The 21,230-nt window shown below is 37.5% G+C and carries 22 protein-coding genes; 9 read left to right on the top strand and 13 right to left on the bottom strand.

Going from position 1 to position 21,230, the window contains the following annotated elements; genetic code table 11:
- Window positions 1-238: 238 nt before the first annotated feature.
- Entirely contained in the window at window positions 239-655 is a 417-nt protein-coding gene (locus ACN9MR_RS18920) for a DUF1801 domain-containing protein (protein ID WP_426326044.1), read from the bottom strand.
- A gap of 274 nt (window positions 656-929) precedes the next feature.
- Between ACN9MR_RS18920 and ACN9MR_RS18915 the strand changes: the two genes are divergently transcribed.
- From ACN9MR_RS18915 to xth, 6 genes are all read left to right on the top strand, one after another.
- Window positions 930-1,355 carry a helix-turn-helix domain-containing protein gene (locus tag ACN9MR_RS18915; RefSeq protein ID WP_426326042.1) on the top strand — a complete coding sequence of 142 codons (426 nt, stop codon included), beginning with the start codon at window positions 930-932 and terminating at the stop codon, window positions 1,353-1,355.
- Between the two features lie 692 nt (window positions 1,356-2,047).
- Entirely contained in the window at window positions 2,048-3,124 is a 1,077-nt protein-coding gene (locus ACN9MR_RS18910) for a PAS domain-containing sensor histidine kinase (RefSeq protein ID WP_426326040.1), read from the top strand.
- Window positions 3,125-3,164: 40 nt separating this feature from the next.
- A complete protein-coding gene (locus ACN9MR_RS18905) occupies window positions 3,165-3,815 on the top strand; it encodes a response regulator (protein WP_426326038.1) in 651 nt (216 codons plus the stop codon).
- A gap of 126 nt (window positions 3,816-3,941) precedes the next feature.
- The gene (locus ACN9MR_RS18900; protein ID WP_057932132.1) at window positions 3,942-4,460 is read left to right on the top strand and encodes an RNA polymerase sigma factor; all 519 of its coding nucleotides are present in this window, start codon (window positions 3,942-3,944) and stop codon (window positions 4,458-4,460) included.
- A gap of 78 nt (window positions 4,461-4,538) precedes the next feature.
- The gene (locus tag ACN9MR_RS18895) at window positions 4,539-4,907 is read left to right on the top strand and encodes a response regulator (protein WP_426326035.1); all 369 of its coding nucleotides are present in this window, start codon (window positions 4,539-4,541) and stop codon (window positions 4,905-4,907) included.
- Between the two features lie 311 nt (window positions 4,908-5,218).
- Window positions 5,219-5,995, top strand: a complete 777-nt coding sequence (xth, locus tag ACN9MR_RS18890; RefSeq protein WP_426326033.1) for an exodeoxyribonuclease III — start codon at window positions 5,219-5,221, stop codon at window positions 5,993-5,995.
- 5 nt (window positions 5,996-6,000) lie between these two features.
- On the opposite strand, the gene ACN9MR_RS18885 is transcribed toward xth, so the two are convergent.
- The 7 genes from ACN9MR_RS18885 to ACN9MR_RS18855 all read right to left on the bottom strand — a co-directional run bounded on the left by ACN9MR_RS18885 (window position 6,001) and on the right by ACN9MR_RS18855 (window position 11,870).
- On the bottom strand, window positions 6,001-6,408 hold the full coding sequence (locus tag ACN9MR_RS18885) for a PAS domain-containing protein (RefSeq protein WP_426326031.1): 408 nt from the start codon (window positions 6,406-6,408) through the stop codon (window positions 6,001-6,003).
- Between the two features lie 191 nt (window positions 6,409-6,599).
- On the bottom strand, window positions 6,600-6,866 hold the full coding sequence (locus ACN9MR_RS18880) for a hypothetical protein (RefSeq protein WP_029275483.1): 267 nt from the start codon (window positions 6,864-6,866) through the stop codon (window positions 6,600-6,602).
- Window positions 6,866-7,981, bottom strand: coding sequence for a M42 family metallopeptidase (locus tag ACN9MR_RS18875; protein WP_057932128.1), 1,116 nt, complete (start codon window positions 7,979-7,981; stop codon window positions 6,866-6,868). Before ACN9MR_RS18875 ends, ACN9MR_RS18880 begins: the two co-directional genes overlap by 1 nt.
- Before the next feature lie 56 nt (window positions 7,982-8,037).
- Window positions 8,038-8,451, bottom strand: a complete 414-nt coding sequence (locus ACN9MR_RS18870) for a GNAT family N-acetyltransferase (protein ID WP_426326029.1) — start codon at window positions 8,449-8,451, stop codon at window positions 8,038-8,040.
- A 2-nt stretch (window positions 8,452-8,453) separates the two neighbouring features.
- Window positions 8,454-9,047: a hypothetical protein gene (locus tag ACN9MR_RS18865; RefSeq protein WP_426326027.1), complete on the bottom strand. Its 594-nt coding sequence runs from the start codon at window positions 9,045-9,047 to the stop codon at window positions 8,454-8,456.
- A gap of 7 nt (window positions 9,048-9,054) precedes the next feature.
- Window positions 9,055-10,239: an MFS transporter gene (locus ACN9MR_RS18860; RefSeq protein WP_426326025.1), complete on the bottom strand. Its 1,185-nt coding sequence runs from the start codon at window positions 10,237-10,239 to the stop codon at window positions 9,055-9,057.
- An 89-nt stretch (window positions 10,240-10,328) separates the two neighbouring features.
- Window positions 10,329-11,870 (bottom strand): acyl-CoA carboxylase subunit beta, encoded by a 1,542-nt coding sequence (locus ACN9MR_RS18855; protein WP_426326023.1) that lies wholly within the window; start codon window positions 11,868-11,870, stop codon window positions 10,329-10,331.
- 740 nt (window positions 11,871-12,610) lie between these two features.
- On the opposite strand from ACN9MR_RS18855, the gene ACN9MR_RS18850 reads away from it, so the two are divergent.
- From ACN9MR_RS18850 to can, 3 genes are all read left to right on the top strand, one after another.
- A complete protein-coding gene (locus ACN9MR_RS18850) occupies window positions 12,611-12,955 on the top strand; it encodes a hypothetical protein (protein WP_167296971.1) in 345 nt (114 codons plus the stop codon).
- A 149-nt stretch (window positions 12,956-13,104) separates the two neighbouring features.
- Entirely contained in the window at window positions 13,105-14,712 is a 1,608-nt protein-coding gene (locus ACN9MR_RS18845; RefSeq protein ID WP_426326020.1) for a SulP family inorganic anion transporter, read from the top strand.
- Between the two features lie 2 nt (window positions 14,713-14,714).
- Window positions 14,715-15,371 carry a carbonate dehydratase gene (can, locus tag ACN9MR_RS18840; RefSeq protein ID WP_426326018.1) on the top strand — a complete coding sequence of 219 codons (657 nt, stop codon included), beginning with the start codon at window positions 14,715-14,717 and terminating at the stop codon, window positions 15,369-15,371.
- Between the two features lie 65 nt (window positions 15,372-15,436).
- Here can and ACN9MR_RS18835 read toward each other — a convergent pair whose 3' ends face one another.
- The 5 genes from ACN9MR_RS18835 to ACN9MR_RS18815 form a co-directional block, all read right to left on the bottom strand.
- A complete protein-coding gene (locus ACN9MR_RS18835) occupies window positions 15,437-15,697 on the bottom strand; it encodes a hypothetical protein (RefSeq protein WP_426326016.1) in 261 nt (86 codons plus the stop codon).
- A 106-nt stretch (window positions 15,698-15,803) separates the two neighbouring features.
- Window positions 15,804-17,312 carry a sulfatase family protein gene (locus tag ACN9MR_RS18830; protein WP_426326014.1) on the bottom strand — a complete coding sequence of 503 codons (1,509 nt, stop codon included), beginning with the start codon at window positions 17,310-17,312 and terminating at the stop codon, window positions 15,804-15,806.
- Between the two features lie 200 nt (window positions 17,313-17,512).
- Complete coding sequence (pruA, locus tag ACN9MR_RS18825; protein WP_426326012.1) at window positions 17,513-19,147, bottom strand: L-glutamate gamma-semialdehyde dehydrogenase; 1,635 nt, start codon at window positions 19,145-19,147, stop codon at window positions 17,513-17,515.
- A 231-nt stretch (window positions 19,148-19,378) separates the two neighbouring features.
- Window positions 19,379-20,104: a LytR/AlgR family response regulator transcription factor gene (locus ACN9MR_RS18820; RefSeq protein ID WP_426326010.1), complete on the bottom strand. Its 726-nt coding sequence runs from the start codon at window positions 20,102-20,104 to the stop codon at window positions 19,379-19,381.
- Entirely contained in the window at window positions 20,104-21,228 is a 1,125-nt protein-coding gene (locus tag ACN9MR_RS18815) for a sensor histidine kinase (RefSeq protein WP_426326008.1), read from the bottom strand. The genes ACN9MR_RS18820 and ACN9MR_RS18815 overlap by 1 nt, the downstream gene beginning before the upstream one ends.
- Window positions 21,229-21,230 lie beyond the last annotated feature (2 nt).

Below are 21,230 nucleotides of genomic sequence, written 5' to 3'. Positions count from 1 at the left end.
GAAATAAGGAATAATCAAATATTGTAAAATTTAACTTATTATCGCGTAACTTCTTATTTACATCATGGAATGGGTATTTTCTTCTGTCATTCTGATCCAATAGCTATCGGATACAATGAAGAATCTTTTAATAAATGTAATCATTGAGTTTATATCTCATGTTAATCTGTGCAGTTGTGGCAAATGAAAGATGCTTGTATTAAATGATAGCCTCCGCTCCATCATACATTTTCCATTTCTAAGGATATAAGTTACTTATGTGTGCTACAGCGTTGATAATCATTTCTTTTAAAACTTCGATATGGATATCGCTCATTTTTTTTACGTAGATGCAGGCTTTTGATGTTTTATGTTTACCGAGTTTGGAAAGCAATTCTTCCCGATCTTTAAATTGTGAAGATAGATATAAGACTATGGCATCTTTTCTTGGTGAAAAACCAGCTAATGGTGCATCGCCTTCCCGGCCGCTTTCATATTTGTAATGGTAACTTCCAAAACCAACAATGGCATTCCCCCACATTTTAGCTTTAAAACCTGTAGTTAAACTTAGAATATCCGACAGGTTAAAACAATCAGCTCTTTTATTTTCGTCGGGAATGGTATTTAAAAAGTCTGGAACGCTTAAATCGTTTTCTGTAGTTTTATTCTGTGCCATATCTTTTTTATGATGAATATAAGGGTTTGGTCAAATAATTTCAATTTCTGTTGTGATTGTATTTAAAGTAATACATTATTTTTTGAAAAAATGTAGGTTGAAAACTACTCATTTTGGGCGTATTTCACAGTAATTCGCTAATGCAGTTTGACATATGTCAAAAAATCAACACCTTTTGTACAACCTTTTACACTTATTCTTACATTTGAATTGTCAATCGTCCCCGATAGCTGATTTAATTATTTTTTTCATTTTTTAAAAATTAATTATCTCAATGACAACAAAAGAACTAAAACAAGGAGAAATTCTTGAACGCTTGGTGCGCAGAGATCGCATGGGCATCAGTGAGCTTTCAAGGAAACTTAATGTAAGCCGCAGAACAATCTACAACTGGTTTGGTCAAGACAGAATTGGGCATGAAGTAATTTGGCAGGTAGGCAGATTATTAGGTCAGGATCTTTCTTCGGCATTCCCAGAAGCTTTTCCCAAGTACAACCCCGAATCCATCAATCAAACGGCAGATCCTGGTAAACAAATCGGTTCGGATAATAATTCTGTGTATTTCTGGATGAATAAATATATTCATCTCTTGGAAAAATACAACGACCTGTTAATTACAGAAGAGCAGCAAGAGTCAGAGCCAATTAATAAGGAATTCCCACTTAGAAATAAAAGACCTGATACATTTTTATATCAATAAAACTAAGGTTTTTAACTAATGGAATAAGCTAAGTCATCCCGTTAATTTTTCTTTTTATTTACACCTTAACTCTGGTCGCTTCATTTTCCTGTTTTCACCATTGTAATATTTTTACGTATCGGCATCAAGAGCTTTTTAAATTTCTATTTGGATAACAGGAATTATAGAAGCATCGTAAAGCTGGCCTTTTAGCATAAAAGATATGAAAGTGTTTGGTGCAAATGGATACATGCAGGCTATTAATGATAAAAATAATGTTAAAATGCTGGCAGTAATGATTATAAAATTTTAACGGCGGCGAAAAAGTCAGCTCAAACGGGCAAAAAGGCAATTTAAATAACCACTACATAATAAAAATAGCCACCTGTGTGATGGCTATTGATAAGAAGAAGGGTATCTTCTCTATGGTGTGCCTGCCCTCCGCGGATCTCCCGCTCACAGGACTTTTTTATCTTTCTTTTATGCTTAACAATTTAGGCAATAGTTGGTTTTGATCCGCAAAATAATTTTGCACATCGTGTGGAAAATGTTAATATCTCTAAAAATGGATCAATGATAATCTACATGTGCCCATATGAAGTAGATATACGCATTTTTGAAGTAAAACTTTTTAGCCTGTGTGATGTTTGTGATGTGGTTGCTGCCGATGATCTAATTACATCATTTACTGGCAAATTATCAAACATTAAATCATGGTCGAATTAAATAAAGAGCTTTTTTGTAACCTGGGCGATCGCTCTGCTGATGGGTATTTTATTTTCGATTACACGGCGCAAAATTTTTCATACCTCAATAAATCGATAAGTAAAATTTGGGAACTGGGCATTGATGAAATTATGGCTAAGTCACAGTTACTTTTTGAACGGGTACATGCTGAAGATTTGGAGCATGTAATGGCTTGTTACAAAGAATGCCTTGAAGATGGTACGGAGAAAAAATATGAATTCCGTTTACTATTTGTCGATAGAGAAAAGTATGTTCGGGTAACTGTGTTTGCTGTTACCGATGGGGAAGTAAAGCGTTTAGTAGGTACAGTAGAAGATACCACAATAATGCGCCATAATAAAATCCATATTGAACAAATAAACGCCCGAAAAAATATCACCTTGGAAGTATTGGCACACGATTTAAAAGAACCGCTTGCCATGATGAAATTAACTGCCTCATCTATGAAAAAAGGTGTTGCCCAAACAGGCGATGAGCAGATGATAAACTCATTAGCTTTTATTCTGGATATGTGTGAGCGTAACCTGCTTTTGGTACGGAGTATGATTAACCGGGAGTTTTTAAAATCATCGATAATAGAAATTGGCAAGGAGCGTGCCGATTTGGTTTGGGAACTTAGAGATGTGGTTCGTTTTTACAAACGATCGAAGCTAGGCAAAATGAAGAATATTAAATTCACAAGTTCTGCCGAACAGATTTATCTGCACCTGGATAGTATGAAATTTATGCAGGTAATCAATAATCTAATTTCAAATTCAATAAAATTTACTGCCGATCACGGCAATATTACTTTACATGCTGAGGAATATGAAAATACTGTTTTAATTACTGTAGCCGATAATGGGGTTGGAATTCCAGATGAGTTGCAGGCAGGGCTTTTTGATCATTTGCCCGAAACCTTAAGACCAGGTTTGAAAGGCGAGGAATCCGGAGGATTTGGTATGGGCATAATCAAAGCAATTGTTGAGTTGCACCAGGGAAAAATCTGGTTTAAAAGCAAAATTGGTATCGGAACTACCTTCTATATTGAGCTGCCTAAGTAGCCTTTTTTAATTTTAAAACAGTGTAAGTTATATTTGAGTTATGATTAACATTATTCTTGCGGATGATCACCATATTATCCGAACCTCACTTAAAGCACTTATAGAAAAACACGAAGGCATCAAGGTTGTTGCAGAAGTATCAGAAGGTTTAGCGGTTTTGGAACTTTTGGAAAAGGGAATAAAAGCTGATATCATTTTATCAGATATTGTAATGCCTGGACTCGATGGAATAGCTTTAGCCAGCACCATTAAGGAGCGTGGATACGACATAAAAGTTGTTGTTTTGTCTATTTTAGATGATGAAAAGTACGCGTCAAATGCCTTTACATCAGGCGCTTTTGCTTACCTGTCGAAAGATATCGAAGAAGATGAATTACTGTTTTGCCTAAAGCATGTAATGAAGGGAAAACGGTACCTTTCCTCTAATTTATGCATCTCCATTTTAGAGCGTTTTAATACCCAGTTAAATATGCTTTCGCAAAAAACGAATACTGAAATCAACTTTTCTGAACGCGAAATTAATGTATTAAAACTCATTGCAGATGGGTTAACCAATCAGGAAATAGCAGACAAATTGTACTTAAGCAGGCGGACAGTTGAGAGTCAGAGAGAAGCTTTAATAAGTAAAACCGGCACAAAAAACTCTGCTTCTCTGGTTCGTTTTGCTATGCGAAATGGTTATGTAGCCTAGTCTTTTTTGATCGTTTTAGGGCAATTTTTTAGTGTTTTAAATAAACCGTAAAAAATCGGGTATTTCTACAAATAACATTGCATGATGCTATTTGTTGAATATCTACAATCAGCCCTAAAACGAATCATGGAAACATTAAATTTCAATTGTGACATATACCAATACAGACAACCACTTTTTGATCGCGCATTAGCGTATACGCGTGATGAAGACGATGCAGCTGATTTAGTTCAAGACACCTTTATGAAGGCGTTTAGGTTTTCGGCTAAGTTTGAAATGGGAAGTAACGTGCGCGCATGGCTTTTTACAATTCTAAAAAATACCTTTCTTAATCATTACTATAAGGTAAAACGGAAAAATGAAATGATCCAGCAGGAAGAGGATTTAACTTCCATCCAATTGGTTCCAAGTGCATCATTTAATGGTGGTGCAGCCAAGTTTATGATGGAGGACATTCAAAAATCATTAAATGCCTTGCCAGAAGATTGCCGTTTTTGTTTTTGCCGTTATTTTGAAGGTTATAAATATCATGAAATTGCTGCTGAGCTCGATATCCCGTTAGGCACTGTAAAAACAAAAATACATGTAGCAAGAGGGCTTCTTAAAAAGATGCTTAAAAATTATAAATCTGGTTTGGCTGCCTAGTGTTCTAATCATTTATTCGGTAAATTCAGGTATAAATACGTCATGTGAGCTAATTAACTTAAACTAGATTTGTTGCATATGAGCAACCTGTTAGTTAAGAAGATCTTCATAGTTGATGATGATGAAAACATCCATGACATTGTAAATTTAATTTTTGAGGAAGATCATTACCTTATTAAAAGCGTTTTAAGTGCGGATAATTTGGACGAAGCAATCGCTGATTTTCTTCCAGATATTATTTTATTGGATATCCGTATTGGTAAACATGATGGTCGGGATATTTGCAATAAATTAAAAAAAAATGATAAAACTGCACATTTGCCCATTGTATTGCTTTCGGCTGCGAACATCGATAATTTAGGCTGCTCACCAACTGCCATCATTGAAAAACCTTTTGATATTATGGATCTTCAACATAAAGTGAAAACATTGTTGGATAAAAACTAAAAATTATTTGAGCATAAAAAAGGGATAGACTAACAGCCTACCCCTATATCTAAACTCAAACATGCGCTCAAACATGAATGAATCTCCAAAATTAAACATTTTAGTTTATTATTAGTTTTAAAAAGCAGTGTAAATAGTTAAAGATTACATGTTATAAATATGTTTTACTATTTTTAGTTACGATGTGGAATACTTAGTTTCATTTTTGAGTTTTATTGCTGAGATTTATAAAATGAAATTATCATGATTTCAAAAACCATACTCCAGATCAATCATGATTGATTCATTACCATTAAAACATATTGATACTGATGAAAATAGCAACTTATAATGTAAACGGAATAAATGGGCGCTTACCTGTTCTGTTAAGGTGGTTAGAAGAAACCCAACCTGATGTAGTTTGTTTACAGGAATTAAAAGCACCACAGGAAAAATTTCCGGAACAGGCTATTAAAGATGCTGGTTATAATGCCATTTGGCATGGTCAAAAAAGCTGGAATGGCGTTGCTATACTGGCTCGAAATCTGGAAATAAAAGAGCTAAAACGAAATTTGGATGGCGATCCTGAAGATTTGCACAGCCGATACATCGAAGCGATGGTGAATAATGTTATAATTGGTTGTCTTTACCTTCCGAACGGAAATCCAGCGCCAGGACCAAAATTCGAATATAAGTTGCGATGGTTTGAACGTTTTACAGCACATGCGGCAAAACTGTTAGAATATAATTTACCAGTAGTTTTATGTGGCGATTATAACGTAATACCTACGGAACTGGATGCTTATAAGCCAGAACGTTGGGTTGAAGATGCTTTATTCCGCCCTGAAACCCGGTTGGCATTTCAAAATTTAATGGCGCAAGGCTGGACAGATGCGATCAGAAAATTATACCCTACCGAAACGATATATACCTTTTGGGATTATTTCAGGAATGCATATGGTAGAGATGCGGGATTAAGAATTGATCATTTTTTACTAAGTCCTCAAGTTAGTGATCGCTTAAAATCTGCAGGAGTAGATAAACAAGTGAGGGGCTGGGAAAAAACAAGCGATCATGGTCCGGTATGGATTGAACTAAACGAGGCTTAATATGATTACGGCTTATTTTTTAAATCGGTTACATCTAAAATTGTTCCTATTAATTTTAAGCTTTCACCGTCCTGCTGCGATAGTATTCCATCGGCTTTAATCCATCTAATTTCTCCGTCAGGCCGGCAAATTCTATGTATCGAGTGATAACTGTTTTTTTCTCTCGAAACCGTGAGTTCAATTTCATCCTGAACGTGGTCAAGGTCTTCCGGGAGGATTAAGCCTAAAACTTTTTCATAACTTAAAACCTTATCTGGTGGGCAACCCAGGTTTTTCTTAAATGACCGGGTTGAACGGAGTATACCCGTTGTTATACTTAATTCCCAAAAACCAAGACCTAAGTGGTCGAACACCACATCCCAATGATCATCACAAATAATGGATAGATCAATATTTTTCTTATTTGTACTCATAAATAAAGGATAAACTATTTGAGGAAATTACATAAACAATGTAAAAATATTTTGAGTATTAATAAAAATAAACGTAGTGCTCAGCAGTTTAAATAAAATGGAGAGCAAAAAAAGGTAGGATGGTTTAGCATAGTTGCCCGAGCAGGCAAAAAATAAGTCAAGCTTTAAAACTTGACTTATTTGGGAATTAATTAATGCTGATTGGTGTTTTTTGATTTTTCTATCAGTTCTTTTTGATCGCTCAAATCTTTGTAGTAGAAATAACCACCAAATCCTAAGATAAGGATGATATTACTTATTTTGAAACTATGATCAAGCCAGTAACTAAATGCTGGCACATTACCGCTAAAGCTTTGTTTAATGTTTGGCCAGGAGTTAAGAATGAAAATAATAACAATCATTAGCAAAACCTTTAGCAAGGTGCTGATGATGATTTTTTGGTGATTTACTTTTTCCATTATTTAAACTCTCTGAAATCCTGACCGTCGGTAATGTTCAACAAGCTTTCATAAATCAAGCTGATTACATTATCAACATCCTCTTTGTGTACCATTTCTACGGTAGTATGCATATAGCGTAACGGCAGCGAAATTAATGCTGATGGTACGCCGCCATTCGAATAGGCAAAAGCATCGGTATCGGTTCCGGTAGAACGCGAAGATGCCTGACGCTGGAAAGGAATATGGTTTTTCTCAGCGGTTTTAATTAATAATTTATTTAAATTGGTTTGAACAGCTGGCGCATACGAAACCACCGGGCCTTTACCGGCTGATAAATCGCCTTGAATATTTTTGTTAATCATTGGCGTAGTGGTATCGTGTGTTACATCGGTAATAATCGCCACATTTGGTTTAATGCGCTGGGCAATCATCTCGGCACCGCGTAAACCGATTTCTTCCTGTACAGAGTTTACAATATATAAGCCGAAAGGAAGTTTCTTCTTGTTCTCTTTTAATAAACGTGCTACTTCGGCAATCATAAAGCCGCCCACACGGTTATCTAAAGCACGGCCAACATAATAGCGGTCGTTCAAAACCATAAATTCATCTTCGTAGGTAATTACACAGCCTACGTGGATGCCTAATTTTTCTACTTCTTCTTTTGTAGTACAACCACAGTCTAAAAAGATATTTTTTAATTCCGGTGCCTGTTCCTTTTCGCCATGTCGGGTATGGATTGCCGGCCAACCGAATACCGCTTTAACCAATCCCTTTTCAGTATGAATATTTACACGTTTTGATGGCGCAATCTGATGATCTGAACCACCATTGCGGATTACATATATTAAACCATCTGCGGTGATGTAATTTACATACCAGGAAATTTCATCTGCATGTGCTTCTATAACTACTTTAAAAGCAGCTTTAGGGTTAATAACACCTACAGCGGTACCATAGTTATCGATAAAATGTTCGTCGATATATGGTTTTAAATAATTTAACCAAAGTTTTTGCCCTTCCCATTCGTAGCCGGTAGGCGCAGGATTATTGATGTATTCTTCAAGAAACTGTAGCGATTTTTTAGTTACCACAGCAACATGTTTTTTCTTTTCGTCGTCTTTTTTCTTAGCCATTTTAATAGATATGAGATTTGAGTAATTAGATTTGAGACATCATACTCATTTTTAACTTAACTTGATAATTCTTTTTCCATTACCACGAAATCGTAACCATCTTTAAAAAAGGTTTTATCTGTTTCGTGGAAGCCAAATTTAAAATAAAATTCCTTAGCATTTACACGTGCGTTGCACCATAGTTTTGTCGCTTTTTGAATTTTACAAAAATCAAGGATATAGGTCATTAGTTGTGAGCCATAACCTGCTTTTTGAGTATCTGGCAGAATGGCAAGTTTACGGAACTGATAAATATCCCCATCATGAAATAGAGAAACTACTCCTGTTAATTTATGATCGAGGTATAATCCAAAATGGATGCCATCAAAATCATCGGGAAGTTTTACACTATCAAAAGGTAATTCTGGATACATGGCCTCATGCCTGATCCGCCAGGTTAGAGAAGGGAATATTTGCTCAATTTGAACCATAGTTATAATAAAAAGCTAAATCCGATTTTTCCACCAATTCCGTAATAGGTATCGGTTTTGTTAATTGCAGCAAGAGGACCTAAAGCCAATTCGAAGTTAACTTTTCTGCCAAGAGTGGTTTGAAATCCCCATTGCGGCATAATATTGATCTGGTAACCATATACGGTATCGCTTTGTGTGGGGATAATGGCTAATACATCAAGGCCTACATAACCAGCACTGTTATTTAAGGTTCTTTTACCTTTTTTAATCCTTCTGTTAAAATTGTAATAATGCCTAAATCCGGCGTTGAGGGCAGGATAAACTTTAAAATCTGTTTCTGTATTAAAGCTAAAATTATAATTGTCATCAATTGTAATCTCGGTTTGATAAATAAAAACGCCTTGGGCCCCTGCACCAAAATAAACTGAAGTTGTTTTACCCACTTTTTGCTCTCTTTCGTAACCAAGTCCCAATAAGGTCAACCTGATCTTATTTAATGATTTTACTTCGGTTGGCTGTTCTACTTTTGTACTGTCTTGAGCTTTTGCTTTGCCAAAAATGGACAGGCAAATAAGTAAGGCTGAAAATGTTTTGATTGCGTTTTTAGATTTCATGAAATTTTTATTGATTAGTTATTTGTTTTTTTCTTCCGTAGAACTGATAAATTAAAATATTAAGGATAATTATACCCGTCATTCCATAACAGAATAATGCCCATCCGCCTTGGTCCCACAGCCACAAACCCAAGGCTGAACCACAGCTGGCACCGATAAAACTAACCGACATAAAAATGGTGTTCAATCTGTTTCGTGCCTCTGGTATTAAAGTATAAATCCGGGTCTGGTTGGTTACATGTATGGCTTGCTGACCGATATCTATAAGCACAATGCCGATTACAAACAGGTATAAATGGCTGCCAGTAAAATAAAACAAGGCGATACTAACGATTTGTAATATAAAACCAATCATTAAGTTTTTGCGTGGATTGTTGCCATCGCTTAACTTTCCAACTAATGGTGCCGCCAATGCGCCCGCTGCTCCGGCAATTCCAAATAACCCAATCTGTAGTGTTTGGAAATTAAAGGGTGGGTTAGCCAGAAACAATACCATTGTCGTCCAAAATGCGCTAATAATGGCGAAAGCCAGGAAGTTAATAATCGAAGTCTCCCTTAATGCAGGTTGGGTTTTAATATAACTGAACATCGAACGCATGAGTTCTTTGTAGGAGCCTTTAAAAGCAGGATAACTTTGTGGAAAACGTTTGGCCATTAAGAGAATAAGCAGTCCACAAATTCCGGCAGCGATATAATAAACGGCTCTCCAGCCTAACCAAAAGCCAATGCTTCCACTTACGGCCCTCGAGGCCAAAATACCAACCAGTAAACCGCTCATAATCATACCGATATTGGCTCCCCGGTTTTCATCGGTACTTAAATTAGCTGCTAAGGGTAAAATCAGTTGGGGTACAACAGAACAGCCTCCGATCAAGACAGAAGCAACTTCTAATACAAAGAAGGTATGCGAAACAGCAGCGATCAACAGCGCCAGAATGGCCAGGCTGGTAATCACAAGAATCTGTTTTTTACGCTCAAACATATCGCCCAGCGGTACTAAAAGAAAAAGACCCAGGGCATAGCCAATCTGCGTGAGGTAGGTGATTTTTCCCGCATCAGGTTCGGTAAGATTAAAATCTTTTGCAATTAAAATAACCAAAGGTTGGCAGTAGTAAATATTTGCAACAATCAGGCCTGTGCAAAAAGCCATGAGGAGAATATCGGCGCGTGATAATTTCTGAGTAATCTGCATTTAGTCTTAAGTCGAAAACTTTCAGTCATGTGTCTTAATGGTATGGATTGATACAACCTAACTATGGACGAATGACTAGGGATTATTTTTTACAAAGGTATATTTCCATGTTTCTTTCTTGGATTATTCACCACCTTATTTTCCAACATCTTAAAGGCTTTTATCAACTTTGTACGGGTTTGGGCTGGTTCAATCACTTCATCAACAAAGCCGCGTTCGGCCGCGCGATACGGGTTGGCAAAGATATCTGAATATAATTTTTCTTTCTCCAGCCACTTTTCTTCAGGGTTTTCTGCTGAAGTAATTTCTTTTTTAAAAATAATTTCTGCGGCTCCTTTAGCTCCCATTACAGCAATTTCTGCACTAGGCCAGGCATAGTTCATATCTGCACCAATATGTTTGCTGTTCATCACATCATAAGCGCCACCATAAGCTTTTCTGGTAATTACAGTAATGCGCGGTACAGTAGCCTCGCTAAAAGCGTACAATAATTTTGCTCCATTGGTGATAATGCCATTCCACTCTTGATCTGTACCCGGTAAAAATCCGGGAACGTCTTCAAATACCAATAATGGAATGTTAAAGCAATCGCAAAAGCGGACAAAACGTGCTGCTTTGGTAGAAGAATTACTATCTAAAACACCAGCTAAATAAGCGGGCTGATTGGCTACAATACCAATACTTCTTCCCGCAAGACGGGCAAAGCCTACCACAATATTTTCAGCATAAGCTGCATGCACCTCTAAAAAGCTGTCAGTATCGGCCACGGCAGAAATCACTTCACGTATATCATATGGCTGTGAAGCATTTTCTGGCATAAATGTGTTTAATTCTGGTCGGCTTTCATCAGCTGTTTCGTAAGGTAAATGATCGGCTATTTCCTCACAATTTTGCGGCATATAGCTCAGTAGTTTCTTTACATGGTTAATCGCCTCAATTTCATTGGCACAGGCAAAATGGGTAACGCCCGATTTTGTAGCATGCGTGCTGGCGCCTCCTAATTCTTCTGAAGTTACTTCTTCGTGTGTGACCGTTTTAACCACATTTGGGCCCGTAACAAACATATAAGAAGTATTTTCTACCATTAAAATAAAATCGGTAATGGCTGGCGAATAAACAGCTCCACCTGCACATGGCCCCATAATGGCCGATAATTGCGGAATTACGCCCGAAGCCTGTACGTTTTTATAAAAGATGTCGGCATAGCCGCCCAAAGAAACAACCCCTTCCTGAATGCGGGCACCGCCACTATCATTTAAACCGATCAGTGGTGCACCATTTTTCATGGCCATATCCATAAGCTTGCAAATTTTCTCTGCATGGGTTTCGGAGAGTGAACCGCCAAACACGGTGAAATCCTGAGAGAATACATAAGTTAGCCTGCCGTTAATTGTTCCATAACCCGTTACCACACCATCGCCAAGATATTTTTCGCGTTCCATGCCAAAGTCGGTGCTTCGGTGGGTAACCATCATACCAATTTCTTCGAAGCTCCCTTCATCCATTAAAAAATGAATGCGCTCTCGGGCTGTAAGTTTACCTTTTTTATGCTGACCATCAATTCGGGCCTGACCACCGCCAAGGTTTGCCTGGTTGATTTTATCTTTGAGTAATGCTATTTTTTTGTCCATTGCAATGCTATGAGATTTTAAAATTAAAAATTACTAACGGTAATGCAAGGTAAACGAGGTGTTATTTTATCCCAGCCCAACACGCGATGTTGAGTAAAGCAGATGACGGGCTAGAGTCGCAATCATCATGCTGAATTTATTTCAGGGCCTAATGGGCAGAAAGATGCTGAAATAAATTCAGGGTGACGATAAAATGCAAAAATGTCTAAAGATTATACAGGTTAGATCCTGTTTTTTGGGGCGAGTTCCGATGAAGGATCGGAAGCTCTTCCCGATAATCAGGTTTATTTAAATTAGGCTGGTGCTTTGAAAACAAACCGCCGTTAAATAAACCCGACAGTAGCAAACACGGAGTGCAACGAAGTAAAGCGAATGGCGGGACTACAGCACCTATGAAATAAGCCCTTTCATTTCCTAAACGAAAAAACATTTTATAATTATTGGAAATGAGCGGTTCTGAGCTTTTGGCAGGTTAGGTCCCGCTTTTTGGTGCGAGTTCCGATGAAGGATCGGAAGCTCTTCCCGACAATCAGGTTTATTTAACTGAGTTCGGCGCAGAAAATCCAAACCTTTATAGCAGGAACCAAGTGTTTCCAAAACCTTTGAAGGGTAAGCTTTTTATGTCGAATGCAATCGCCTATCTGTTATATTACATTTTTTTTACAGCTTAAAGCATTGAAAAACCAATAATCCGTTTATTTTTGTAACCGTTAGTATTAAAACAAGATTAGAATTAATAGATGTTTTTAAGGAAATACAAGTATTTAATCGTTGCCTCATTCATGTTCATCTTCATGGCGAAGATGGGTATATCTGGTGCACCGGTGTTTTGTACGAGTATTGACAAGGAAATCATGAACGCTGTAATCATGCAAATTGAGTTAGAGCATGAAGGCGGGAAGGATACCGCCAAAGACACTGCAAAATTTACCGATTTCAAACTTGTTGAACTTAATCATCCTATTTTTTCTTACGAGTTCTCTTCAAGTCATTTCTTTCTGAAGAGCAGTTTCATCGAACATTTCAAAAGATATGTAGATCCATATCATCCTACGGTGCCAACGCCGCCGCCTAACTTTATCTAGTCTTTTTATTGGGGTAACCTTACTATGTGTAATCAGTAATTTGAGCGGGCATGTCGTGTTTAAATATTTATACGATATGCTGTTCCTTGATCGCTTTTAAGATTCCCCCGCGATTTATTCGTTAAAATTTACTAGATAATTATATCGTTATGCAAAAGTTTAACCCGGCCTTTTCAGGTTCGGACGTGAAGAAATATATTCTTAAAAAGAATTTAAAGAAAGATTTACCTGCAAGTATTGTAGTGTTTTTAGTGGCTTTGCCATTATGTTTAGGTATTGCACTAGCCTCAGGTGCACCGTTATTTGCTGGTTTAATCACTGGTATTATTGGAGGGGTAGTGGTTGCCTCTTTCAGTGGATCGCAATTGAGCGTTAGTGGCCCTGCAGCGGGTTTAACCGTTATTGTTTTGGGTGCCATAACATCTTTGGGGAGTTACCAAACTTTTTTACTTGCAGTTGTATTGGCAGGGGTATTCCAAATGATTTTAGGCCTGGTTAAAGCCGGAACTATTGGTAATTACTTCCCTTCGAGTGTAATTGAGGGGATGCTTGCAGCAATCGGACTGATTTTGATTTTAAAGCAGTTGCCACATGCATTGGGCGTTGATACCGATTTTAGTGGCGACGAAGGATTCTTTCAGCAAGATCACGAAAATACTTTTTCTGCGATTACAGCAGCGGTAAGCCATTTTAGTTTGGCTGCAGTGGTTATCAGTTTATTATCGATAGCTATTCTGATTGTTTGGCCTAAATTTCCAAAATTAGCGGTTGTACCTGCACCATTATTGGTGGTAACACTAGGGGTTATTGGAACTATACTTTTTGCCGGTACCGATCATCCACTACGTGCCGATCAGATGGTGAAAATTCCGGTGGTAAGTGGTTTTGGCGAATTTTTAGGCCTGTTTACCATGCCCGATTTCTCTCAGCTGGCTAATAAAAATGTTTATATAACAGCTGCAACTATTGCTGTTGTTGCAAGTTTAGAAACGTTACTAAGCATAGAGGCTGTTGATAAAATAGATCCAATTAAACGTGTAACGCCAACCAATAGAGAATTAATCGCCCAAGGTTTAGGCAACATCACCAGTGGTATGGTTGGGGGTTTACCTATGACATCGGTAATTGTTCGTAGTTCGGCAAATGTTAATGCTGGTGCCAGGACCAAAATGTCGGCTATTTTTCATGGTTGTTGGTTATTACTTTCACTTTTGTTTATTCCAGGGGTAATTAACATGATTCCGTTGTCATGTTTAGCCGCAATCCTTCTGGTAACAGGATATAAACTAACCCGTATTAGTTTATTTAAACACATGTACTATAAAGGATGGGACCAGTTTGTGCCATTTGTAGTTACGGTACTTGCAGTTTTATTTACCGATCTGCTAAAAGGTGTGGCTGTTGGTATGTTGGTTTCTATTTTTTATTTACTCCGGACCAATATGCGTAACCCGTTTTTTTACAGGATTACAAATGAAGGCGACAAAAAGCACATCAGGATTAAACTGGCAGAAGAGGTTTCCTTTCTGAACAAAGCAGCAATACAAGTAGTTTTAACGAATATTCCAAAAGAAACAGATGTAATTATTGATGGTTCGAATGCCAGGTATATCGATCCTGATGTATTGGAAACGATTTATAATTACAAACATAATGCTTATACAAAGGGTATTATCGTAAAATTGGAGAATATCCAAAAACATTATACAGTACCAAAATTAAATATTAAAGTAGAAGAAGATATTAATAAGTTATAAATATGTGCGCAAAAACAATAGATACGAAAGATATAACATACGATAGCCTGTTACAAGGCAATAAGGACTGGGTTAAAGATACAATCGACAGCGATCCTGCCTTTTTTGATAAACTGTCTGAAGGTCAGAGTCCACCGGTGTTGTGGATTGGTTGTTCTGATAGCCGTGTGCCTGCAAACCAGATCACTAACACCAGACCAGGCGATATTTTTGTACATAGAAACATCGCCAATGTGGTAGTGCATACCGATATGAATTTACTTTCAGTGCTGGATTATTCTATTAATGTATTAAAGGTAAAACACGTTATTGTTTGTGGCCATTATGGCTGCGGTGGCGTGAAAGCTGCATTAGGCAATAAACAGGTTGGAATTATTGATAACTGGTTGAGAAATATCCGTGATGTATACCGTACGCACGAACGTGAAATGGCTACAATCAAAGACCCTGATCAGCGTTTTGACCGCTTAGTTGAATTAAATGCCATTGAAGGCGCTGCAAATGTAACCAACACATCAATTGTACAAAGCGCCTGGGCCAATGGCCAGGAGTTAGCGGTACATGCCTGGGTTTACAGCTTAAAAACAGGAATCATTAAAGACCTGAAAGTAACCTGTACTTGTCTTGATGATGTTGCCCCTGCGTTTAAAGTAGGATAAAAGCACTATAATAAGTGTTATTTTTTAGTTGTTAGGAAAAGCTCCCGATTTTACATCGGGGGCTTTTATTTTTTTGTGGTATTGGGCATATTTCCTGCTTCTCCCTTATTACCTTTTTCGGCATCTGTTCTTGCTTCTTCAGAACCAAAATCGCCCATTCCGAAATCTCTACCCAGGTTACCCGCTTCAGTTTCAACACTATTTTTCTTTTCGTTATCGTTGCTCCGGTGGCGTGGTACCTGCTGATCGGGCATATTGGTTTTATCAGCGCCGTTATCAGCATTTTTATTGCCTAGATTTTTGTTGTTATCTTTTGTGTTTTCCATGATCTTCTTAAGCTGTTTATATAAAACAGCATAAAAGAAGATTAGTTTTATATCTTTAGACTGGCGTTGTATAAAATCGGTTCGTCAGGGAGACCGACCGATCTGTTTATTTATTTTTCGCTTCTTCGGTACCTAATAAATTTTCCAATTCTTTTACCTTTTCCGGATATTTTAGTGCAAGGTTGTTCTTTTCTCCCAGATCATCATTTAAGTTATACAATTGCGCTGTAGGCAGGTTTCCACTATCGGTATGGGTAAGTTTATAAAAAGCTTCTCCCTTTGATGGCCTGATATATTTCCAGTTATCTTTAACAATTGCCAGTTGATTACTCTGTTCGATAAAGAAATCACGGCCTTTTTGGTCTTTTCCGGTAAAAGCATCCCACACATTTTTACTATCAATTGCGTTTTTACTTTGTAGATTGAAAAAACTGGCAAATGAGGCTAAGAAATCAATCTGTGAAACTAAGGCTCCAGAAATACCAGGTTTGATTTTTGCCGGCCATGAAATAATAAAAGGTTCGCGTGTACCACCTTCTAAAATGCTGTATTTTCCTCCGCGTAAACTACCTGCAGGTGTATGGCCGTTTAATTTTTCGAAACCTTGATCTTCGTAGCCATCCATAATTACAGGACCGTTGTCGCTACTGAAAATAATCATCGTATTTTTATCAAGGCCCAGGTATTTTAGTTGTTTTGTTATTTCGCCGACCGCCCAATCGAGTTGTAAAATTACATCGCCACGATTACCCAATTCACTTTTCCCTTTAAACATGGTGGCAGACAGACGTGGTACATGCGGTTCAGTTAATGCATAATACAGGAAAAAAGGTTCCTGTTTATGATCTTCAATGAAATTTTTCGCTTTCGATAAAAAGGTAAACGGAATTTCCTCATCAGTCCAGCGGGCAAGTTTGCCTCCCTGCATATAACCAATACGACCAATACCGTTTACAATGGTTTGGTTATGCCCATGATTAGCTTCAGCGGGCATTTTTAATAGTTCTGGATGGTCCTTCCCTGTTGGGTCGGTACCGATTGGATTTTTATAATCAACTGTAATCGGATCTTTAGGGTCTAAACCTACCACCAGTTGATTTTCCATGAAAACAGTTGGTACCCTATCGGCTGTAGCCGGGAAAATAAAGGAATAATCAAAACTTACTTCTTTTGGCCCTGGCTTTACTTCTTTGTTCCAGTCTTTTTCTACTGCATTGCCCAAGCCCAAATGCCATTTGCCAACAAGACCTGTTTTATACCCTGCTTGCTGAAAAATTGATGGTAGGGAACTATTATCTGTTGGGACAATTAATGCGGCATCGCCAGGCAAAACACCTGTTCCTTTTTTACGCCATGCATATCTTCCCGTCATTAAGGAATAACGCGAAGGCGTACAGGTAGATGCCGTAGCGTGACCATTGGTAAACCGCAGTCCTTGCTTTGCCAGTGCATCAATATTTGGGGTGTTGATTTTTGTTGCGCCGTAACAGCTGAGGTCGCCATAACCCAAATCATCCGCATAGATGATAATTACGTTCGGTTTCTTTTGTGCTGTGGCATAAAAGTTAAAGCCGGTGAGGCCAATAAGGAGGGATAATAAAAATTTGTGGTTCATGGTTAGAAAAGGTGTTGATGTTCTTAAAAAATTAATACAATCGTCCTCGTTTATAACGAGGATGCATGAGCGCCACATTTTTAATGTGGTTTATAAGTTAAGCGATACAATCGCTTTTCTCCATAATCCTCGTAGCAAACGAGGACTATATATGCATAAAAAAGGCCAAACAATGATGTCTGGCCTTATATTTTGTGCTATTAATCTTCTGCTAAGAATGGGTAACGGTAATCAGTTGGCGATTCGAAAACCTCTTTAATGGTACGTGGAGAAACCCAACGCAATAAATTGATCATTGAGCCAGCTTTATCATTTGTACCAGAGCCTCTTGCGCCGCCAAATGGCTGTTGACCTACAACAGCACCTGTACACTTATCGTTAATGTAAAAGTTACCGGCCGAATTGCGTAACGCATGACTTGCTTTTTCAATTGCATATCTATCTTGTGCAATTAAAGCACCAGTTAAGGCATAAGGCGAGGTAGTATCGATTACTTCTAAAATCTGGTCGAAATTTTTATCTGCGTAAACATAAACAGTTAAAACAGGGCCGAATAACTCTTCGCACATGGTTGTATATTTCGGGTCATCAACCACTAAAATAGTTGGTTCGATGAAATAACCTTTACGCTTATCGTAGTTACCACCGGCGATAATTTCTACACCTTTATCTTTTTTAGCCTGATCAATATATTTTGCTAATTTATCAAAAGAACGCTCATCGATAACGGCATTAATAAAGTTGCCAAAATCTTCTGTTCCGCCCATTTTAAAGCTAGCAAGATCAGTTAACATCTGCTCTTTAATTTCTGGCCAAAGGCTTTCTGCAATATAAACGCGACTAGCCGCTGAACACTTTTGTCCCTGGTATTCGAAAGCACCACGAACAATTGCCGTACTTGCTGCTTTTGTTTGTGCAGATGGGTGAACCAGGATAAAATCTTTACCGCCGGTTTCGCCAACAATACGTGGGTACGATTTGTATTTGTGGATGTTTGTTCCAATTGTTTTCCAGATTTCCTGAAAAACTTTTGTTGAGCCTGTAAAGTGGATACCTGCAAAATCTGGGTGGTTAAAAATCACTTCACCAGTTTCAGGTCCATCAGCATATACCAAGTTAATTACGCCATCAGGCACACCTGCTTCACGGAAAATTTCCATTAAAAGGTTAGCAGCGTAAACTTGTGTATCAGCAGGTTTCCAAACCACAACATTACCCATCATAGCTGCTGATGCTGGTAAATTAGCAGCAATTGCAGTAAAGTTGAAAGGAGTAAGGGCGAAAACAAAGCCTTCCAATGGGCGTTGTTCAACACGGTTCCAGCTTCCACGAGGAGAAACAGGAGGTTGTTGTTTGTAAATATCTACCATGTAGCTTACGTTAAAACGTAAGAAATCGATAAGCTCACATGCTGCATCAATTTCAGCCTGATAGGCATTTTTGCTTTGGCCTAGCATGGTTGCAGCATTTAATTTATAACGGTATTTACCTGCAATTAGGTCGGCAGCTTTTAAGAAAATTGCAGCACGGTGTTCCCAAGCCAGGTTTTCCCAATCTTTTTTTGCCGCTAGAGCAGCATCAATAGCTTGTGTAATATGAATTTTGTCGCCAATGCTAAATTGAGCTAAAATATGTTGGTGATCGTGTGGTGGAACAACTTTCCCCTTTTTCTGGGTATGAACTTGTTTGCCGCCAATATACATCGGGATGTCTTGTTGGTATGAGCGGGCCTCTGCAAGTGCTTCTTTTAAAAGTGCACGTTCTTTACTGCCTGGGCCATAATTTAATATAGGTTCGTTTACCGGAGTGGGTACGTTAAAAAATCCTTTAAGCATATTTTATTTTTTATGATTTGGACAAAGATAATGCTTTTTGGGGTAGGCAATTCTATTATTCTGTAAAGAAAATAGAGCAAACGTTTGACTGGAATAGTCAGAGATAGAAGTCTGGAGACCGAAGCCAACGAACAGGTAATTTTAAAGAAGTTGTGGTTAAAATGTGGGCGTTTTAGATAGGAAAAGTTGACAACCTTACTAATAGGGTGGCAAGAAAGTTGTCAATGCTGACTACAAAAGCAGCTTTTGCTTCATCATGTCTAAAAAATCTTTACGGTAAGTTTCTCCTATCAATATTTCTGCAGAAATTCCTTTTAAAATAATCCTGTTTCCATCTATAGAGGTGATTTTATTAAGCGCCACTATAAAGGATTTCTGCACACGGACAAATTGTGCTTTGGGCAATCTTTCCTCTACATCTTTCATGGTTAGGAGCGCAAGCGTTCTAATTCCATTATGATGGAAAGCAATATAATTTTTCATGCCTTCAACAAAATCAATTTCACCGATATTGATTTTAAGCATTTTACCTTTAGCCTCTGTTTTAACCATGAAATAATCATTATCCTGCTGGTTCAAGGGGGTATGAACTTTTTTAGTATTAATAATCTTTTGTGCTTTATTTATGGCTTGTAAAAAACGGGGCAAGGGGATGGGTTTAACTAAATAATCAACTACGTCGAGATCAAAACCGGCAGTGGCAAACTCTTTATAGGCAGTAGTAAGTATCACCTGTGTGTCTTTGTTGTTCATTGTTTGGATGAAATCAATTCCCGATATCTCTGGCATGTGAATATCCAAAAAAATAAGATCTACCGGGTTGCTACTTAAAAAGCTAAGTGCATCAATCGGATTGGTAAATGTTGCGGTGATCTGTATTGCAGCGACAGATTTCAGGTAATGTTGTATTACTTCAATGGCATGGTCTTCGTCATCAACAATAATGCAGTTAATCATTAGGCGTATGGTTGAGGTTTAATTTGCGGTAACTTGAAATGCTCTAAAAAGCCTAAATTATCAGATGAGCTTGGTTTTTCCTGATGATCGGTCGCTTTATTATAAGGTAAAACTAACTCGATACTATAATCAAGCTCGGTTTCGTTAATATTTAAAGCAAATTCCTTATTGTAATGATTGGCAAGGCGTTTTTTTATGTTTTCCATACCTATACCACTCGAAAGTTCTTTTGGCCCATTTTTCTTTTTGTTCCAAGTGCTTAAACGGATATCATGATCAATTTCGTTAATGCTTAAGGCTATTTTAACAGGATGCAACTTATCTGTACAATTGCCATGTTTTAAGATATTCTCTACAATGGTAATTAGAATTAACGGAATCAGTTTTACATTATTAGTATTTCCACTGACACTAAAATCGATCTGTAACTTGTTATTGAAACGAAGCTGATTAATTTTAATTACATTTTTAATGTGCTCAATTTCTTCATCTATTAAGGTCATGCGGTCATCTTTATCCATTTCTAGGGAATAGCGCATGATTTTACTGAGGGTCATGATCCCATCGGCAAGTTCTTGAGATAAGGGCAACGATTTTGCAAAAAAGAAATTAAGGGTGTTGTTTAAAAAGTGAGGATTAATCTGTGCACGGAGAAAAGCATATTCTGCTTCATGTTTTTCTTTTTCGATTAGGCGTAGTTTTTTTTGATGTTTAATTCCTTCATTAGCAAAATAGTAACCGAAGCCTAGGATAGAATATCTAATAAAAACCCATAATACTGAAGCACCAAAATGAATAAAATTAAATGGTGGTGGAGTAGGGCCAACTGCACTTATAAGCGGCCTTATATGGTGACTTGTAATATACCAATTTCCAAAAGAGAACATAAAGACTAAGATTATCCCTAATATTAGCGGCAAGGGTTTTAGTGGGTTGCCATATTTATAACAAACTAATATACATAGATAAACGGTGCAAATATTGGGAAATTGAGTGAAAAATACATCAGCAATACTGAAAAAATAGTTAGCTGGATCTTGCGCGTACTCTAAAATATTGCCTAATAACATGTATGCCACCCAAAACAGGATATGATAAATAATTATCTTGTATTTATTCTTCATAA

Origin of the sequence: Pedobacter sp. R-06 (genome assembly GCF_049913135.1) — a bacterium.
Taxonomy (GTDB): domain Bacteria; phylum Bacteroidota; class Bacteroidia; order Sphingobacteriales; family Sphingobacteriaceae; genus Pedobacter.
The sequence above is the reverse complement of the archived record's forward strand: the minus strand, read 5'-3'. Positions and strand labels throughout refer to the sequence as shown.

Bases quoted from the DNA above. Each gene is read 5' to 3' on its own strand.
- ACN9MR_RS18920 (WP_426326044.1), bottom strand. From the start codon at position 655: ATGGCACAGAATAAAACTACAGAAAACGATTTAAGCGTTCCAGACTTT.
- ACN9MR_RS18915 (WP_426326042.1), top strand. From the start codon at position 930: ATGACAACAAAAGAACTAAAACAAGGAGAAATTCTTGAACGCTTGGTG.
- ACN9MR_RS18910 (WP_426326040.1), top strand. From the start codon at position 2,048: ATGGTCGAATTAAATAAAGAGCTTTTTTGTAACCTGGGCGATCGCTCT.
- ACN9MR_RS18905 (WP_426326038.1), top strand. From the start codon at position 3,165: ATGATTAACATTATTCTTGCGGATGATCACCATATTATCCGAACCTCA.
- ACN9MR_RS18900 (WP_057932132.1), top strand. From the start codon at position 3,942: ATGGAAACATTAAATTTCAATTGTGACATATACCAATACAGACAACCA.
- ACN9MR_RS18895 (WP_426326035.1), top strand. From the start codon at position 4,539: ATGAGCAACCTGTTAGTTAAGAAGATCTTCATAGTTGATGATGATGAA.
- xth (WP_426326033.1), top strand. From the start codon at position 5,219: ATGAAAATAGCAACTTATAATGTAAACGGAATAAATGGGCGCTTACCT.
- ACN9MR_RS18885 (WP_426326031.1), bottom strand. From the start codon at position 6,408: ATGAGTACAAATAAGAAAAATATTGATCTATCCATTATTTGTGATGAT.
- ACN9MR_RS18880 (WP_029275483.1), bottom strand. From the start codon at position 6,866: ATGGAAAAAGTAAATCACCAAAAAATCATCATCAGCACCTTGCTAAAG.
- ACN9MR_RS18875 (WP_057932128.1), bottom strand. From the start codon at position 7,981: ATGGCTAAGAAAAAAGACGACGAAAAGAAAAAACATGTTGCTGTGGTA.
- ACN9MR_RS18870 (WP_426326029.1), bottom strand. From the start codon at position 8,451: ATGGTTCAAATTGAGCAAATATTCCCTTCTCTAACCTGGCGGATCAGG.
- ACN9MR_RS18865 (WP_426326027.1), bottom strand. From the start codon at position 9,047: ATGAAATCTAAAAACGCAATCAAAACATTTTCAGCCTTACTTATTTGC.
- ACN9MR_RS18860 (WP_426326025.1), bottom strand. From the start codon at position 10,239: ATGCAGATTACTCAGAAATTATCACGCGCCGATATTCTCCTCATGGCT.
- ACN9MR_RS18855 (WP_426326023.1), bottom strand. From the start codon at position 11,870: ATGGACAAAAAAATAGCATTACTCAAAGATAAAATCAACCAGGCAAAC.
- ACN9MR_RS18850 (WP_167296971.1), top strand. From the start codon at position 12,611: ATGTTTTTAAGGAAATACAAGTATTTAATCGTTGCCTCATTCATGTTC.
- ACN9MR_RS18845 (WP_426326020.1), top strand. From the start codon at position 13,105: ATGCAAAAGTTTAACCCGGCCTTTTCAGGTTCGGACGTGAAGAAATAT.
- can (WP_426326018.1), top strand. From the start codon at position 14,715: ATGTGCGCAAAAACAATAGATACGAAAGATATAACATACGATAGCCTG.
- ACN9MR_RS18835 (WP_426326016.1), bottom strand. From the start codon at position 15,697: ATGGAAAACACAAAAGATAACAACAAAAATCTAGGCAATAAAAATGCT.
- ACN9MR_RS18830 (WP_426326014.1), bottom strand. From the start codon at position 17,312: ATGAACCACAAATTTTTATTATCCCTCCTTATTGGCCTCACCGGCTTT.
- pruA (WP_426326012.1), bottom strand. From the start codon at position 19,147: ATGCTTAAAGGATTTTTTAACGTACCCACTCCGGTAAACGAACCTATA.
- ACN9MR_RS18820 (WP_426326010.1), bottom strand. From the start codon at position 20,104: ATGATTAACTGCATTATTGTTGATGACGAAGACCATGCCATTGAAGTA.
- ACN9MR_RS18815 (WP_426326008.1), bottom strand. From the start codon at position 21,228: ATGAAGAATAAATACAAGATAATTATTTATCATATCCTGTTTTGGGTG.